A 17,335-nucleotide genomic window follows, 5' to 3' on the forward strand; every position below is an offset into this window, starting at 1 on the left:
TCATTTCATTTTGTAAAGGATATCCTGTTTTAGGATCAATTAAATGAGATATTTTACGGTTCCCTTGTTACAGGTATTTTCTATAATATTTAACCTAATCTAATTATCTGTAAAATAGAAGCAAAATTTCATAAGTCAAAATTTAGCAGGGCAAATTGTATCAAAATGTGTAAAACCAGCACTATGTCTAAAGTTATTGGAAATGAGGTTGTACAAAAAAGCCCTCTGAAAAATTAATTTCCAGAGGGCATATCATATAAAGTAAACTTATTCTACGCTTCCTTCTTCCTTTTTCTTCTTCTTACCCGGACTTTTATTGTCTACTACAATCAAATCGCTTTCTTTATCATAATCGATCTCAAGCGTATCACCATCGTGAATCTCTCCTTTCAGAATTTCTTCTGCAATTGGATCTTCCAGGTATTTCTGAATAGCTCTCTTCAAAGGTCTTGCACCAAAATTGATATCAAAACCTTTATCAGCTATAAAATCCTTTGCTCTATCTGTTAATTTCACTTCGTAACCCAAGTTATGGACACGGCCAAATAACGATTTTAGTTCTATATCGATGATTTTAAAGATTTCATCTTTACCTAAAGTATTGAAAACTACAACATCATCAACTCTGTTTAAAAACTCCGGAGCAAATGCACGTTTCAATGCACTCTCGATAACACCTCTAGAATGTGAATCAACCTGATTAACTTTAGCAGTTGTAGAGAAACCTACCCCCTGTCCGAAATCTTTTAACTGACGGGCACCGATATTAGAGGTCATAATAATGATCGTATTCCTAAAATCTACTTTTCTGCCCAAACTGTCAGTAAGCTGACCTTCATCCAATACTTGCAACAAAATATTAAATACATCAGGGTGTGCCTTTTCAATCTCATCTAGCAAGATCACTGCGTAAGGCTTACGGCGAACTTTTTCAGTAAGCTGCCCACCTTCTTCATAACCCACATAACCTGGAGGCGCACCAACTAAACGTGATACTGCAAATTTCTCCATGTACTCACTCATGTCTATCTGAATCAGTGAATCATCACTATCGAACATAAACCGTGCAAGTTCTTTAGCTAACTCTGTTTTGCCTACACCTGTAGGGCCTAAGAAGATAAATGAACCAATTGGCTTTTTAGGATCTTTTAAGCCTGCCCTTGTACGCTGAATTGCTTTAGTTAGTTTCTTAATTGCATCATCCTGACCAATAATTTTCTCTGCAACAGTTTCATACATATTTAACAATTTGATGCTGTCTGTTTGTCCTACACGCTGCAAAGGTATACCGGTCATCATAGATACCACTTCTGCTACATTATCTTCAGAGACAGTATATCTTTTTGATTTGGTTTCATTCTCCCAAGCAGCTTTTGCACGATCAAGTTCCTCCAACAAATTCTTCTCCGTATCTCTTAATTTAGCAGCCTCCTCATATTTCTGACTTTTAACTACCTTGTTTTTTTCAAGTTTAATTTCTTCAATCTTGTTCTCAATTTCGATAATGTTATCAGGAACATGAATATTTGTTAAATGTACTCTGGAACCAGCCTCATCTAAAGCATCAATAGCTTTATCCGGCAAAAACCTGTCGGTTATATATCTGGAAGTAAGCGCCACACAAGCATTTATAGCCTCATCAGTATAGGTTACACCATGATGGTCTTCATATTTCTCCTTAATACGGTTAAGAATCTCTATAGTCTCATCAGGCGTTGCAGGCTCAATCATTACCTTTTGAAAACGACGATCAAGCGCGCCATCCTTCTCAATATATTGACGATATTCATCAAGAGTAGTAGCACCAATACATTGTATTTCGCCCCTTGCTAACGCAGGTTTAAACATGTTTGATGCATCCAATGATCCTGATGCTCCACCCGCTCCAACAATGGTATGAATCTCGTCAATAAACAGGATAACATCTGTAGATTTCTCCAGCTCATTCATAACAGCTTTCATTCGCTCTTCAAACTGCCCGCGATATTTAGTTCCGGCCACTAATGATGCCAGATCAAGTGTAACCACTCGTTTGTTAAACAATACTCTTGAAACTTTTCGCTGTACGATTCTTAATGCCAATCCTTCTGCAATTGCAGATTTACCAACACCTGGTTCACCAATTAATATTGGATTATTTTTTTTACGACGGGACAAAATTTGAGATACACGCTCTATCTCTTTCTCACGACCAACAATTGGATCTAATTTACCTTCTTCAGCAGCCTTAGTTAAATCCCTGCCAAAGTTATCCAATACAGGCGTTTTAGATTTAATGTCTGATACCTTTTTAGGGCTACTGAATGTTTCATCCTCACGGTAATCATCATCACCACCAGTAGAGGAACTATTTTGCGGATCATCCCTGAAGCCATTTTTATTCACCTCAACTTCCTGTTTGAATACTTCGTAATTAACGCTGTATTGCAAAAGTATTTGAGAAGCAATATTGTCATCATCCCTCAAAATAGACAACAATAGATGCTCAGTACCTATTAAATCACTCTTGAATATTTTGGCTTCTAAATAAGTAATCTTCAGTACTTTTTCAGCCTGCTTTGTTAAGGGGATATTTCCAAGATTAACAGTAACACTTGAAGTTCCTCGTACAGAATCCTCAATTGATCTGCGAAGCTTTGACGTATCAACGCCTAATGATTTTAATATCTTGATGGCCATACCATCGCCTTCGCGAATTAGGCCTAACAACAGGTGTTCTGCGCCTATATAATCGTGACCTAATCTCAGGGCTTCTTCCCTGCTAAAAGATATCACGTCTTTTACTTGTGGAGAAAATTTCGCTTCCATATATACCTTTATAAATCCGGACTGCTCTAAACTATAAAATTTGTTTTATAAATACACCCCTGATTTTTTTATTTTATCAACAATTACGCCATCCAATACCAAATAGATGTACCGACTGCCGTAATTTCACAAATGTTACCAATTTTTGACTTATTTGCTGATATTAGCAGGCTAACAAGCAAATATGTCAGACGAAAAAATAATCTTTTCTATGGCGGGGGTAAATAAGATTTATCCACCCCAAAAACAAGTTTTAAAGAACATATACCTCTCCTTTTTCTATGGCGCAAAAATTGGTGTAATAGGTCTGAATGGGTCGGGTAAATCCTCCCTTTTAAAGATCATTGCCGGACTAGATAAATCCTTCCAGGGCGAGGTAGTTTTCTCTCCGGGATTTACTGTAGGTTATCTTGCCCAGGAGCCTGAGCTTGATGAAAATAAAACCGTAAGAGAAGTTGTTGAAGAAGGCGTTGCCGAGATCACCGCGATCTTAAAGGAGTACGAATCTATCAATGAGCAATTTGGTCTTCCTGAAGTTTATGAGGATGCTGATGCTATGGATAAATTAATGGCTAAACAAGGCGAGCTTCAAGATAAAATAGATGCTTTAAATGCTTGGGAACTAGATAATAAACTAGAACGCGCAATGGATGCATTGAGATGCCCTGATCCAGAAACCAAAATCGGAGTTTTATCCGGAGGCGAACGCAGGCGAGTAGCTATGTGCCGCTTGTTACTTCAGGAGCCTGATGTTTTATTATTAGATGAGCCTACCAATCACCTTGATGCAGAAAGCATCGACTGGCTGGAGCAATTCTTAAAGAACTATAAAGGTACGGTAATCGCAGTTACACACGATAGGTATTTCCTTGATAATGTAGCTGGCTGGATCCTGGAATTAGACCGTGGCGAAGGTATTCCATGGAAAGGAAATTACTCTTCATGGCTTGATCAAAAAGCTAAACGTTTAGCTCAGGAAGAAAAAACTGAAAGCAAACGCCAAAAAACATTAGAAAGGGAGCTGGAATGGGTACGTATGGCACCTAAAGCGCGTCATGCAAAATCAAGGGCACGTTTGTCCAATTACGATAAGCTGGCTTCTGAAGACTCAAAAGAAAGAGAGGACAAATTAGAGTTATTTATCCCTGCTGGCCCACGTTTAGGGAATGTAGTGATTGAGGCTGAGAATGTTACTAAAGCATACGGAGATAAATTGTTATTTGAAAACCTTAGTTTTTCTCTTCCACCAGCGGGTATAGTAGGTATTATTGGTCCAAATGGTGCTGGTAAAACAACCTTATTCCGCTTGATTACACAACAGGAAACACCTGACACAGGAACCTTCCGCGTTGGAGAAACAGTTGAACTTGGATATGTTGACCAGATGCACAATGATCTTGATCCGGCAAAGACTGTTTATGAGAACATTACAGATGGATTAGACAATATTCAACTGGGTAACAAAGCAGTTAGTGGTCGCGCGTATGTATCTAAGTTTAACTTCAATGGCGGAGATCAGCAGAAAAAAGTAGGCGTTTTGTCAGGCGGAGAAAGAAATCGGGTACACTTGGCCATTACACTAAAGAAAGGTGCTAATGTATTGCTTCTGGATGAGCCAACAAATGATATTGACGTAAACACTTTACGAGCATTGGAAGAGGCATTGGAAAACTTTGGAGGTTGCGCCGTTGTGATTAGTCACGATAGGTGGTTCCTTGACAGAATCTGTACCCACATACTTGCTTTTGAGGGTAATTCTCAGGTCTATTTCTTCGAGGGGAATTACAGCGATTATGAAGAAAATCGCAAAAAACGTCTTGGAGATGTTACTCCCCACAGACTGAAATACAAAAAACTGGTTTAAAAAAATAGGGTGCAAATAAATTGCACCCTTATTTTATGTTCCTGTTTTTAAGCGTATTGCTTTAATATTTTCTCTAGTAGCACCTTAGTTTTTTTGATACCTTCTTCTTCAGAAAACCCATCTCCCTCAAATTCAATTCCAACAATACCTGAAAATTTAGCATCGTGAATGATCTTGAACATTTTTGTGTAATCAATATCTGGCTCCTCACCCCTTTCATCAAACTTGAATGTTTTAGCGCTAATTCCTTTTGCAAATGGAGCCAAATCCTTAACACCTTGGTAAATATCATACTGCCTGTCTGCGCTAATCTTAAAATTACCAAAATCTGGTAACGTACCACAAAAGGGACTATTTACTTGTTTCATTACATCAGATAGCCACTTACCATCAGAGGAATATCCACCATGATTCTCCACAATAATATTGATTTTACTCTTCTTAGCATATTCCGTTAACCTTCCCAAACCATCAACAACAGCAGTTTTAACTTCCGCTTCTGTACCATTACCAGCAGCATTAACGCGAACGGTTAGACATCCTAATGTTTTAGCAGCATCAACCCATTTGTAGTGGTTTTCAATTGCCATAGTTCTTGCCTTTTCATCAATATTCCCTAACTCTCCTTCACCATCAACCATAATAAGGTGGTTTTGAATCCCTTCGCCCTTTGTTATTGTTAGTAGCTCCTTCAAATAAGCAGGATCTGTTTCCTTTTTATTGAAAAAGGGACTCACATATTCTACTATATTAATTCCAAATTCCTTTTTTGCCCTCATGGGAAAATCAAGGTTTGTCATTTTTCCTGCAAATAAAGCTTTATGGAAAGACCACTCTGCTAAGGATATTTTAAAAAATTCCTTCTTGGCGCCAGCCAGTACATCAAAGGGAAGTAAAGAACCTAAACCGACTGCTGCACCCAGCATACCCAGGTCACGTATAAAACTTCTGCGGTCTTTTATGTTAGTAGACATACTTATTTTTTATTAAAATTATTATGAAAAAACATCAACTGGAAACCAATGGCATTTGTCCAATATTCCCAATTGTGCGCGCCTGGTCTAATCGTAAAATCGTGAGGGATATTATTATAAACTAATTTCTCATGAAGCTTTAAGTTTACATCATAGAAAAAATCGTCTCGCCCACAGTCAATATTAATTGCAAGGCGATTGGGTATCAGCAAATAAGTAAGATTGATTACCGAATTCTGTTCCCATCTTTCAGGATATTTATCCTCTGCACCTAGCCTCTTAGCAAGATCCCAATTTAAAGGAAAAGGTCTGATATCAACGCCACCACTCATACTACCGGCAGCTCCAAAAGTATCCTGATGTTTAAAAGCCAGGTAAAGTGCTCCATGACCACCCATACTTAATCCAGTAATTGCCCTTCCTTTTCTGTCTTTAATGGTTTTATATTTCTTGTCTATAAAGCTTACCAGTTCAGTACCAACATAGGTCTCGTATTTCCAGGCAGGATCTTCTGGGCTATCAAAATACCAGCTAGTAACATTCCCGTCCGGACAAACGATGATCAGTTTAAAATCATCAGCGTATTTTTTTATCAAAGGAACCTTATCTACCCAACCAGAATATTTGTCTCCAGCCCCATGAAGTAAGTAAACAGTAGGATAATCCTTTCCTGCTTCATATCCTTCGGGTAAAATAACAACCGCTTTGATATTCTTTTTCATTGCAGTACTATAGGTATTCACGGTATCAACCTGAGCAGAAAATGCGCAGTTTGATAACAAAAATATGGCTATAGCAATTAAGAATAGGTATTTTCTCATAAGTTAAACCCAGCTACAGGCTGCCCCAACTAAAGCGGCATCTTCCCACATTTCTGTTCTTCTGATAACTACAGATTTGTCCACTATTTGTTCCTTAAGCTTCACGATAAAATGATCCCAAGTCCTTGCTATATTTCCTCCAATAACTAAAACCTGAGGCTTTTCTTCAGCTATAAAGTCATTTAAAAAAGAAGCGAGATTATTGGCAAATTCATCAAATATCTTTGCCTTTGTATCGGCGCAATCCGTATTCAAAAAAAGCTCAACGTTTTTGATTTCTTGACCTGTAAGTTCTTTATACCGCTTTAAAAACCATCTAGTTGAAATGTATTCTTCTGCTATGCTATCAAGAAATGGTACAAAAGCCCTATTCACATCCTTTACTTCACCACTGCAGTTACTAGTAGAGCCTAATCCTGTACCAAGGGTTATACCAATGGCACGATCAAAATCAGCAGCTGCACCAGAAGCCAGCTCACCACGCAAGAAAGCTTCCGCATCGTTTATAAAAAGAATATCCTCACCTGGAATCCCAAGGCGTTCAGCAAGTATTTCACGAATGTTCATACCATATAAAGCATCGTATTTCTGCATCCCTTTCATTAAAGAGATCCCCTCTTTATAGTCAAACGGACCAGGCATAGCTATGCCTATTTTGGTAGATTCGTCTCCTGATTTAAGGATTAGAGAAGAAAGTGCCTCTACCCAGGAAACAAAAATTGTCTCAGCCTCATCCATGGATGAAACGCGTTCACGCTTCATACTATGGTCAATAATGGTATAAGATTTGCAATCTACATGTGCTGCCGTGATGTGGGAGCCCCCGATATCTACACCAATAAATGGCAGCTTAGACGGATTAGAGTTCATAGTATCGTTTTATTCTTGGTTTAGGAGAATCTAAAAGATTCGATTTCTAAATTAAGGTTATTTAAACCGTTTTAGCAAGCCTTTACCAAAAAATAATTTAACGGTATCTATTCATTTGTTACTACTTTTAAAGATTGGCAGTATCTTCCTTTGGAGGTCGTGGTCCACGCTTATGAATTACCAGGCCATTTAAGAAGTTTCTAAGAATCTGGTCTCCGCATTTCTTAAAGTTGGGGTGTTCATCCTTCCTAAAAATATCACCAAGCTCACTCTTAGTCACTATAAAACCTACAAGTGCCATTATCTTCATAATGTCATCGTTTGTTAATTCAAGCGCTACACGTAATTTCTTAAAAATATCGTTATTACTCATATTACATTGCTATTTCAATTTTTACCTTTTTGTTTTTTATGCGTTCATTGGCCAGTGCTTTCAACACCTTGTTAACCATCTTACGCTTTACAGCCACATAGGAGCTTTGATCTTTAACTTCAATTAAACCCACATCTTCTTTCTGCAAACCACCTTTCTTTAGCAGAAGACCAACTATATCAATCTTATTTACCTTATCCTTCTTCCCTGCAGCTATATATAAAGTCTGCCATTCACTGTCTGCGGGTATCTTAAAATTGCCTTTTAAATTTTCAGTTTCTATATCAACTTTAAGAAAAGGATATTTCTCATCGTCTGCAATAACTAAATAAGCTGTCCCTTTTGCATTCATCCTCGCCGTCCGACCGTTCCTATGCAGAAATGCATCTTCTGTATAAGGCAATTGATAGTGTATAATACATTCCACTTCTGGAACATCTAAACCTCTGGAGGCTAAATCTGTTGTAATCAGTATTTTTATACTTCCATTCCTAAATTTCAGCAGGGCACGCTCCCGCTCATCTTGTTCCATACCACCATGAAAAATATCATGTGCCAAATCCTTATCAATCAGTAAATCACTAATACGATCAACTGTTTCTCTATGGTTACAGAAAATCAAGGTACGTTTATCGCCAATCTTACAGATCAACTGAAAAAGTGTATCCAATTTATCAGCAGCAGTGGTCAATACCTTTTTAAGCTTTAAGTCGGGCGCTACTTTAACGTCCTTTAAAAAATCTATTTCTACCGATTTCCCTATCCCCGTAAAATCAGGGATTGCTTCCATAGCAGTCGCAGAGGTAAGTATCCTTTGTTTAAGCGACAATAGTTTCTTTATAATGTAAGACATATCTTCCTGAAAACCAAACTCAAGGGCTTTATCAAATTCATCCAGCACCAATGTGGTGATACCAGATTCATCAAAGTTCTCATGTCTTAAATGATAGGCGATCCTACCCGGTGTACCTACCAATACCGCAGGCGGCTGCTCAAAGTTATTGCGCTCCGTTTTAACCGGATGACCACCATAACAGCAGTTAACTTTAAATCCGGTCGACATCAGCTTAAATACTTGCTCAATCTGCAAGGCTAGTTCTCTTGAAGGAACAAGTATGAGTGCCTGCACACGGTCCTTTTCAAGACGTTCTAAATTATCAAGCAACGGTAGCAAAAAAGCCAATGTTTTTCCAGAACCTGTAGGCGCAAGTAAAACAATATCCTGCCCTTTTTTGGCAGCATTTATTGAAGCCAGCTGCATATCATTCAGCGCAGTAATTTTTAATTTCTCAAGGATCTTTTCCAACATAAGTGGTCAAAGATAAGATACAAACGGAACAATGAAAGTATGCAAGCTAAAAGAGAGGCATAAAGTGTTGACAACAAGACAATTGTTAGCAATTAAACAACATCTTTTTAACCTGACTTTAATTTAATAGCCTTAATTTTAAAAAACATCATACCTTAAACTAACATGGAATGACCTGGAAAAAATTTAGCGGTGAGCTGATTAGTTCATCAATTCTTGAAGAAGTTGAAAATGCCATCATCAGAGAAACCGAAAATGGTTACAAATTAAAAGTTTGCATCGGAACAGATTCTCAGGTAAAGGGAATCCTTACTGATTTTGCCACTGTTATTGTTTTGCTTAGAGAGCATCATGGGGGGTTTATGTATATTCATCAGGAAAAAACCCCACAAAAAATGAGTATTAAAGAGCGTATGCTCGTAGAAGTTCAAAAATCTATTGAAACAGCATACTCAATCTGCGATTTACTTGATCTTTACGATGTAGATTTAGAAGTACATGCAGATATAAATACCAACCCTATGTTCAAGTCTAACAAAGCGCTAAATGAAGCGATGGGCTACATCTTAAGTATGGGATTTATATTTAAAGCTAAACCAGAAGCATTTGCCAGTTCAACCTGTGCAGATAAAATGGTGCACTAAAGCATTACCATATTTATTGCAAATTACCATTTTGTGGTTGAAACGACCTCAGGCTTTTTGACGTCTTTTTTAGGCTCAGCAACAGTATTTCCAATTATTAATTCAAGCTTGTCTGCCACTTTTTTACAACCCAGCATTACTGCAGCCATATTAGATTCCCATTCAGAACGGTTTATTTTGCTAGGTGTTTGTTCAAGAGGAGTACTTACAGTTCCTGGAACAAAGTTACTAAACCTGTCACGCACATAAGGAGTAAGTGAAAAGTTGGTAAGAATCAAACGATATTTACCCTCACGCAGTGAAACCGAAACGCTGTATGTGGCATCGCCAGAAGGGTGACCAATACCTACCAGTTCTTTTTGAATGATCATTTTCCCTTTCCCAGAAAATAGGGTATCATTTTCACTATTCTTCAATTGTAAAGATTTTGAATTCTCTTTAAAAAACCGCTTTACATTAGCAGCCATTACAGCCTTATTTACAAGTTTAAGCTCCTTAACTTGCACAAAGGCATACTTTCCTTCCTCATCAACAGGGAGTATTTTCTCTTGAGAATAAGAATGAAGGCTGAGCATCAATAAGGATACAAAAAGGGTAAATCTCATAATTAGTAATATAAAAAGGCTGTCAGAAATGCTCCTGACAGCCTCAAATTTAAATAATAAAGTTCAGTTATTAGAATGCGTATACCGCAGCTAAAGAGAACTGAGAAGCACTTTTAGTTGGCGCTCCACTACTTTTTACAAAAGTAGTAGGTGTTGCAGCTCCATTGAAAATACCTGTTGTAGAGCCATTATCAAATCTTATTTCAGGAATAAAAGTTAAGCCACCTGCTTTAACATTAGCAGATATTGTAGCAGCAAAAATACTTTCACCAGCAAGTGGACCGAAAAGTACACCACCGTTATCTTTGGTTTTAAAATACTCGCCTCTAACGCCCAATGCAAAAGATGGAGTGAATGCATATTGCGGATAGAGTGCAGCACCAGTAAACCCAGTTTTGTCTGCCCCTAATCCTGCCGACCAGTCAGCAACGTTTAAGCCCAATTTGAACTTTTCAGTAACTTGATAAGCAGTAGTTAAATCAACTTCAGTTCCTGAAACATAACCAGTAGCAAGGTTCAAATATGCAGTCCAACCTTCAACAGGTGACACCATTAACTGAGCTCCGAAAGTTGACACACCGAATTTAGGGCTAGCCGTGTAATTGTTCCAGGAATCATTAAACGCTCCTACCATTAGGCTTACTTTTGGAGTAAATGCGTAAGTAGCTTTTATGCCTGCATTTTGGAATGGTCCATTGGTAAACAAGTAAGAAGTAGAATAATTAAAGTTAGCAGCTGGAGAAATAACTTCATAACCGATAAAAGTTCCCATGAAACCAGCAGTCATTGTTAATTTGTCTGTAAAAGCATAATTAACGTATAAGTTTTGAATATGAAAAGACTCAGTACCACTTGAAACTATAGACTGAGCTTGGCCACGCGGACCGAAAGACAATTCTCCAACAAAAGAAGCTTTACCAGTAGTTTTTTTCAAAGCCAAATCAATCATACCTATTGATACAGAGTTATGATCGGAAGCAAAACTCGTTGGAAGGTTAGAAACCTTACCAAAATCGTATTTGTAATACGTATCAACGGAACCAGAAATCTGTAGTGGAGCTTCTGTTGCTTCTTGAGCGAAAGCTGCAGATGTAAAAACAAAAGATGCGATGGTTAGTAGTGATTTTAATTTCATAATAATGTTTTTTTTGAGTGAATTTAGATGTATACTTTAAAATTTGTTTTCTACTTCTTGCCCTTCAACGATCAGTGTACCTTGAGAATATTTCTCATTATGCTGACTAGAATCTAATCCTTCTTCTTCTTCTTCTGAGGTAACTCTAATTGGTTGAATCAGGTTAATAATTTTGAAAATGATGAATGACATGACAAAGCTGAACACTACAACAATTACAACACCTTTTAATTGGGTGATAAAAAATGCAGGATTACCGTAAAACAAGCCATCAACACCAGCACTGTTTACAGTTTTTGTTGCAAACACACCGGTTAATAGCATACCAACAATACCTCCAACACCATGACAAGGAAACACGTCCAATGTATCATCTAAACTTGTTTTTTGTTTCCATGAAACAGCAAGATTAGAAATGATTGCCGCTATTGCCCCAATAAAAATACTTGAAGGAATGCTTACAAACCCTGCGCCAGGAGTGATTGCAACTAAACCAACAACAGCACCGATACAGAATCCAAGTACAGAAGGTTTTTTACCTCTTGATACATCAAAGAACATCCAGGATAAACCAGCAGCACCGGCAGCAGTATTTGTTGTTAAGAATGCAGATACAGCAAGACTATTAGCTCCAAGTGCAGAACCTGCATTAAAACCGAACCATCCAAACCAAAGTAAGCCAGTACCAATCAATACATAAGGAATGTTTGCAGGCGGCACTTCTTGATGCTCAATATGAGACTTTCTACGTTTTAACACCAATGCACCAGCTAATGCAGCCATACCTGCAGAGATGTGTACAACTGTACCACCGGCGAAATCTAAAACACCCATTTTAAACAGGATGCCATCAGGATGCCATGTCCAATGTGCTAAAGGTGAGTATACAAATATTGCAAACAATACAATAAATAAGATGTAAGATGTAAAGCGGATACGCTCAGCAACAGCTCCAACAACTAGTCCTGGAGTGATGATAGCAAACATCAATTGGAAAACAGCAAACAAAGAAAGAGGAATTGTTGCAGCAAGACTCCATGACGGGCTTGAGTTTACTCCTTGAAAGAAAAAGAATGTTTTAGGATTTCCAATAAAACCGCCAATCGTTTCTCCAAATGCAAGACTAAAGCCAACTACTACCCAAAGAACAGTAATTACACCTGCTGCTACTACACTCTTAATCATGGTGGATAGGATGTTCTTACGATGAACCATACCTCCATAGAAAAATGCCAGACCTGGTGTCATAATAAATACCAAAGCTGATGCTATTAATATAAATGCAATATCTGGTCCGCTGTATTTGCCCTCATCAAAATTAGGAAGCAAGGGAATAAAGAGAGCCGCAACCGCAATTATTAATAGAACTGCAAGTGGGCCCCATTGTTTGAATAAAACTTTCGCCATAAATGTGTGCTTTAACTGTTAGTAATTATAGTTTATTTGATTTTTTGATAAAACTAATAAATATTTTCATAAAAACCATTCTAAAACAAACTTTTAATGTAAAAAAGTACAAAAAAATCTAATTTAAATACTTTATAGCAACAAAAACACACTGATTATCTTATTTTTACTTTAATTAACAACAAAACAACATAAAAATATATGCTTTTTTAATAAATGAATAAAAATCACTGGAAACAATAAAAGCGTATATTTAACTACTTATGAGACCTTATCAATTCACATTTTCACAAAAATTACCTATTCCACTAAAAGAATGCTGGAACTTCTTTTCTTCACCAATGAATTTGGCTAAAATCACTCCACCTGAAATGGCTTTTACCGTCACTTCAAAAAAGGAACACCTTAAAACTATGTACGCAGGGATGCTAATTACTTATAAGGTCTCGCCAATGTTTAATATTAAACTGAACTGGATGACGGAGATTACTCAAGTGGAGGACGAAAAGTATTTTATAGATGAACAACGCTTTGGACCTTACCAATTTTGGCACCATCAGCATCATTTTAGAGAAATTGAAGGTGGAACGGCAATGGATGACATCCTTACTTATGGCTTGCCAATGGGTTTTGTTGGAAGCATAGCCAACAGTTTATTTGTAGAGAAAAAAGTTAAGGACATTTTCGAATTCAGACGAAAGAAAGTTATCGAACTGTTTGGCGATTACACAACAGCTACCGATACATAGGCAGATCCTTGCACCACGCCTCTTCTTTCTATCTCCTTATCTATATAGGTTTGTATTGCAGATTTGTTTAATCCCCAGTTAGGAGCAATCAACAAATCCCAATCAGATATTCCAAATAACCGTTGTATAACAACATCTGGCCGCAGCAGCGGAATAAGTTTACAAAGCAAATCGGTGTATTCCTCTAATGAAAATAATTTAAAAGGCTCCTTTTTGTACTTTGCTCCCATTATAGAGCCTTCAACTATATGAAGGTGGTGAAACTTTACAAACTTAATTTGCGGAAACCGGTTTATCTCATGGATATATCCCAACATCATCTCTTCTGTTTCCCAGGGAAAACCAAATATAGTATGCACACAAAGATCTAGTTTACTATTGTCCAAAAGCTTTACGGCCTCTACAAATTCAGCATGACTACAGCCCCTGTTAATTTGATTTAAGGTCTCGTCGTAGATAGACTCCATACCCATTTCCAGATCTACATCAAACCGGTCTGAATAGCTTTCCAAAAGCGCTACCTTTTCGGCATCTATACAATCGGGCCGTGTCCCAACAGAAAAACCTACTACATCTTCTGGATTAATAGATAGGGCTTCATCATACATCATCTTTAAATAATGTACCGGTGCATAGGTATTGGTATTGGGTTGAAAGTAAACAATAAACTTATCTGCTTTATAAAAACCCTTACCTCTCTCCATACCTTGTTCAAGCTGCTCACGTATGGTTGGAAGCTTACGGGAAAGTTCTGGAGTAAAAGAATCTACATTGCAATAGGTACATCCACCATAGCCTTTACTGCCATCGCGATTGGGGCAGGTAAAACCACCATCAACAATTACTTTAAATACACGCTGTCCTTTGTATTTTTCTTTAAGATGCGTACCGTAATTGTTATAGCCTTTAATTCCCTGATCTAGTAGTGTTCCCAATTCGATTGTATTTTTTTACAAAAATACAAAAAAATAAGTCATGTTATCGCCCGTCAAGCCACTGGCCTGCAAGCACTGTATCTGTAAAAAATTGAGTTACTACATCGCCAATTGCTATATCTACACTTCTTTTTGCGGCAAGTCTGCTAAACACACTGGGCGAATACACCCAGGCAAAGTACTTAAGACCAGCTCGTTCCATCATAGGAAACCACTCGTTGCCTGCCCAGTCTGCCGCTTCAGACCATGAGCCCAGCACATGCGTATTATCGTTCAACACTTTAGTACATTTATTCTTCTCCAGCATTTCTAACATAAGCATTCCACCTCTTTTTACAGTTTCCATGTTCTGGTAGCCTGTCCAATCAACTTCCAGCATCTTTGCAGCGCTATTGTAGGTGATTGCAATGTGCTCGTCCTGGTAATAGGTATCAGTTTTTACCTTCTTACTAATCAACTCATCTGTATGCAATGGCAGCCTAAAAAAGAAATTAGCCCCGTTGCCCGGTTCACTCTCTATCCAAAAACTACCCTCATGTCTTTTTAATATTTCTGAGGAGATGAACAATCCTAAACCCAAACCCTCAAATTGCATTGCAGTATTGTCTACCCGGTAATACCTGTCAAATAAACGATCCAAGTTGTTTTCTGCAATACCAATCCCAAAATCTTGTACAGACACAACAATATTATCCAGCTCTATCCTGCTGTTTACGATTACTTTTTTACCCTGCGGTGAATATTTGATAGCGTTTGAGAGGAAATTTTGCACTACTTGCTCTAACCTTAGCTGATCGCCAGTATAGCTAATCTGCTCATTATTTTCCAAAATAATCTCATGGGTAGTTGTGGTATGCTGCACACTTTCTATACTTCCAGAAACCATTGCTGCAAAATTAAATGGCTCCATGTTATAGTGCATCTTGCCTGCATTGATCTTCGTTACGTCCAACAAATCTCTTATCAGCATTTCCAGTCGGTGCACCTGCTCTGACGACTTTGATATGAAGTTTTTCATGCGCTCCGGATCTTGTGATCGCTGCATTAACTGATTAAATGCTTTTATGCTGGTTAGCGGTGTTTTTAACTCGTGACTGGCAATAGAAATGAATTCGTCTTTTTTGCGCTCGCTTATAGCAAGCTCTTCCATTGAAACGGCAAGTTCCTCGTTAGTCGCCGACAATTCTTCATTAAGCGCCTGCTGTTCCTGTTGGCTTTGCTCTAATAGTTTACGCGATTCCACAATTGGGGTGATATTAATAACCGAAGCCATAATTGCTTCAATATTTTTTTCAGCATCATACAATGGAGAATATTGAAAATCTACATACATTCTTTTATTACCATCTGTAGTACTAATAACTACCTCTATTTCAGAGATAGATATTGATTTTCCTGTATCATAAACCTGCTCAAACAAATCTAAAAATGGCTGATCAATTTGTTCAGGAAATACCTCAACAAACTCTTTTCCTATTACCTGGTCTCTAGTACGACTCCACATCTCAAGCATCGGCTGGTTCACTATTTCTATTTTCAGGTTCCTACCTTTAAAAACACCTATGCCAACTGGTGATGTCATCACCATACTTTGCAACCTATTCTCGCTTTCTACCAAGGCCTTAGTCCTGTACGCAACCCTTCTTTCCAGATCGTTGTTTAAAGTAGACAAATTTTCTTGTGCCTGTTGAAGCTCTTCATTGGTAGACCTTAACTCTTCATTTGCCACAGCTAATTGTTCATTCAATGCCTGCTCATAATCAAACAGGCCTTCTTGTTCAAAAGCAAATGAGTTGTTAAGGATATTCCCAATATGTAATCCAACTGAATCCAAAAAATGTTTGTAATCATCATCCAATCGTTTCCTTGGTGATACCCCGATAACCATATAGCCGCTAACTTTAGCATTAGAGGTATTGACTGGCACTACACATACTTCTCTACAAACCTCTCCTCTAACATTCACAGGAAGCTGTTCAACAAATTGACTAATGTCATCTACATATACCGAATTGTTTCCCTCTTTAAGTTCAGGTATAGGCCATTTTGCTTTTATAATTTCTTTAGTTACCGTTCCAGTAAATAAAGAAATTTGACCTCTTATCTTGTAATTTTCAGAAAATGTAAATAAAAGGCTAAAAGGAATATCCTCAGTAGCAGCCCCTATTAACATTTCTATATTTAACAAGCTATCAGCTGTAGTTCTGGATAAATTAGCCATCAATAATTGATACAGCAACTGTTTCCGCCGCTCATTGATCACTCTGTAGGTGGTTTCTATAACCACATTAAACACACCGCCAATTTGATTGTTGGCGTCCATTATTGGCGAAAGTGTATAATCGAAATAGCATTCCTCCACATAACCGTAACGGTTCATCAGCAACAAGGCATCTGGTTGCCTAATAGACTCTCCCAAATTTAGTACGCTATTAAATTCTGGCGCTAAACCATCCCAGATCTCCGGCCATACTTCCGGGCCTGGCTTACCAAGCGCCATAGGATGTTTATCACCCGGAATACTGCTCCAGGCATCATTATAGATTAATGTAAACTCCTTGCCCCAGTACAAGGCTATTGGAAACCCTGAATTCAGACAAATATTTACCGCCAATTTTAAGCTTTCCGGCCAGTCTTCACGTCTCCCAAGTACAGTGTTAGACCAGTCTTTAGTTTGTATTAGTTCAGCTAACTTCATTAAAGATTTTCACAACAAAAGATATGCCCATTTATTTGATTCCGTTCTTGCTTAGTATATCTCCTATATTTATCCCATGCTTCTCCCACATTTGTCCCACTAAAAGCACCTATATCGGCACTTATGTGGGACAAATACCAGAT

The 17,335-nt window shown here is 37.8% G+C and carries 14 protein-coding genes; 3 read left to right on the forward strand and 11 right to left on the reverse strand.

Going from position 1 to position 17,335, the window contains the following annotated elements; all coding sequences use genetic code 11:
* Nucleotides 1-267 precede the first annotated feature (267 nt).
* Nucleotides 268-2,808 (reverse strand): ATP-dependent Clp protease ATP-binding subunit, encoded by a 2,541-nt coding sequence (locus tag ACVWYN_RS14795; protein ID WP_457289648.1) that lies wholly within the window; start codon nucleotides 2,806-2,808, stop codon nucleotides 268-270.
* Nucleotides 2,809-2,992: 184 nt separating this feature from the next.
* On the opposite strand from ACVWYN_RS14795, the gene ettA reads away from it, so the two are divergent.
* The gene (gene ettA, locus ACVWYN_RS14800; protein ID WP_457289649.1) at nucleotides 2,993-4,672 is read left to right on the forward strand and encodes an energy-dependent translational throttle protein EttA; all 1,680 of its coding nucleotides are present in this window, start codon (nucleotides 2,993-2,995) and stop codon (nucleotides 4,670-4,672) included.
* Nucleotides 4,673-4,719: 47 nt separating this feature from the next.
* Here the strand turns inward: ettA and ACVWYN_RS14805 are convergent, their stop codons facing one another.
* From ACVWYN_RS14805 to ACVWYN_RS14825, 5 genes are all read right to left on the reverse strand, one after another.
* A complete protein-coding gene (locus ACVWYN_RS14805) occupies nucleotides 4,720-5,646 on the reverse strand; it encodes a TIM barrel protein (protein WP_457289650.1) in 927 nt (308 codons plus the stop codon).
* Between the two features lie 2 nt (nucleotides 5,647-5,648).
* Nucleotides 5,649-6,467 (reverse strand): alpha/beta hydrolase, encoded by an 819-nt coding sequence (locus tag ACVWYN_RS14810; RefSeq protein ID WP_457289651.1) that lies wholly within the window; start codon nucleotides 6,465-6,467, stop codon nucleotides 5,649-5,651.
* 3 nt (nucleotides 6,468-6,470) lie between these two features.
* Nucleotides 6,471-7,337, reverse strand: coding sequence for an ROK family protein (locus tag ACVWYN_RS14815; RefSeq protein WP_457289652.1), 867 nt, complete (start codon nucleotides 7,335-7,337; stop codon nucleotides 6,471-6,473).
* 127 nt (nucleotides 7,338-7,464) lie between these two features.
* Complete coding sequence (locus ACVWYN_RS14820) at nucleotides 7,465-7,710, reverse strand: DUF1456 family protein (RefSeq protein WP_457289653.1); 246 nt, start codon at nucleotides 7,708-7,710, stop codon at nucleotides 7,465-7,467.
* Between the two features lies 1 nt (nucleotide 7,711).
* Entirely contained in the window at nucleotides 7,712-9,019 is a 1,308-nt protein-coding gene (locus tag ACVWYN_RS14825; RefSeq protein ID WP_457289654.1) for a DEAD/DEAH box helicase, read from the reverse strand.
* 170 nt (nucleotides 9,020-9,189) lie between these two features.
* Between ACVWYN_RS14825 and ACVWYN_RS14830 the strand changes: the two genes are divergently transcribed.
* Nucleotides 9,190-9,663: a ribonuclease H-like YkuK family protein gene (locus tag ACVWYN_RS14830; RefSeq protein ID WP_457289655.1), complete on the forward strand. Its 474-nt coding sequence runs from the start codon at nucleotides 9,190-9,192 to the stop codon at nucleotides 9,661-9,663.
* Nucleotides 9,664-9,686: 23 nt separating this feature from the next.
* On the opposite strand, the gene ACVWYN_RS14835 is transcribed toward ACVWYN_RS14830, so the two are convergent.
* The 3 genes from ACVWYN_RS14835 to ACVWYN_RS14845 all read right to left on the reverse strand — a co-directional run bounded on the left by ACVWYN_RS14835 (nucleotide 9,687) and on the right by ACVWYN_RS14845 (nucleotide 12,810).
* The gene (locus ACVWYN_RS14835; protein WP_457289656.1) at nucleotides 9,687-10,268 is read right to left on the reverse strand and encodes a hypothetical protein; all 582 of its coding nucleotides are present in this window, start codon (nucleotides 10,266-10,268) and stop codon (nucleotides 9,687-9,689) included.
* 70 nt (nucleotides 10,269-10,338) lie between these two features.
* Nucleotides 10,339-11,403 (reverse strand): porin, encoded by a 1,065-nt coding sequence (locus tag ACVWYN_RS14840; protein ID WP_457289657.1) that lies wholly within the window; start codon nucleotides 11,401-11,403, stop codon nucleotides 10,339-10,341.
* Nucleotides 11,404-11,439: 36 nt separating this feature from the next.
* Complete coding sequence (locus ACVWYN_RS14845; RefSeq protein WP_457289658.1) at nucleotides 11,440-12,810, reverse strand: ammonium transporter; 1,371 nt, start codon at nucleotides 12,808-12,810, stop codon at nucleotides 11,440-11,442.
* 263 nt (nucleotides 12,811-13,073) lie between these two features.
* Here ACVWYN_RS14845 and ACVWYN_RS14850 point away from each other — a divergent pair, with 263 nt between their 5' ends.
* On the forward strand, nucleotides 13,074-13,559 hold the full coding sequence (locus tag ACVWYN_RS14850) for an SRPBCC family protein (protein WP_457289659.1): 486 nt from the start codon (nucleotides 13,074-13,076) through the stop codon (nucleotides 13,557-13,559).
* On the opposite strand, the gene ACVWYN_RS14855 is transcribed toward ACVWYN_RS14850, so the two are convergent.
* Together ACVWYN_RS14855 and ACVWYN_RS14860 are read right to left on the reverse strand one after the other, a co-directional pair.
* Nucleotides 13,535-14,494: a TIGR01212 family radical SAM protein gene (locus tag ACVWYN_RS14855; protein WP_457289660.1), complete on the reverse strand. Its 960-nt coding sequence runs from the start codon at nucleotides 14,492-14,494 to the stop codon at nucleotides 13,535-13,537. The genes ACVWYN_RS14850 and ACVWYN_RS14855 overlap by 25 nt on opposite strands.
* A gap of 43 nt (nucleotides 14,495-14,537) precedes the next feature.
* Nucleotides 14,538-17,192: an ATP-binding protein gene (locus ACVWYN_RS14860; RefSeq protein WP_457289661.1), complete on the reverse strand. Its 2,655-nt coding sequence runs from the start codon at nucleotides 17,190-17,192 to the stop codon at nucleotides 14,538-14,540.
* Between the last annotated feature and the right edge of the window lie 143 nt (nucleotides 17,193-17,335).

Source organism: Pedobacter sp. UYP24 (assembly GCF_054057295.1).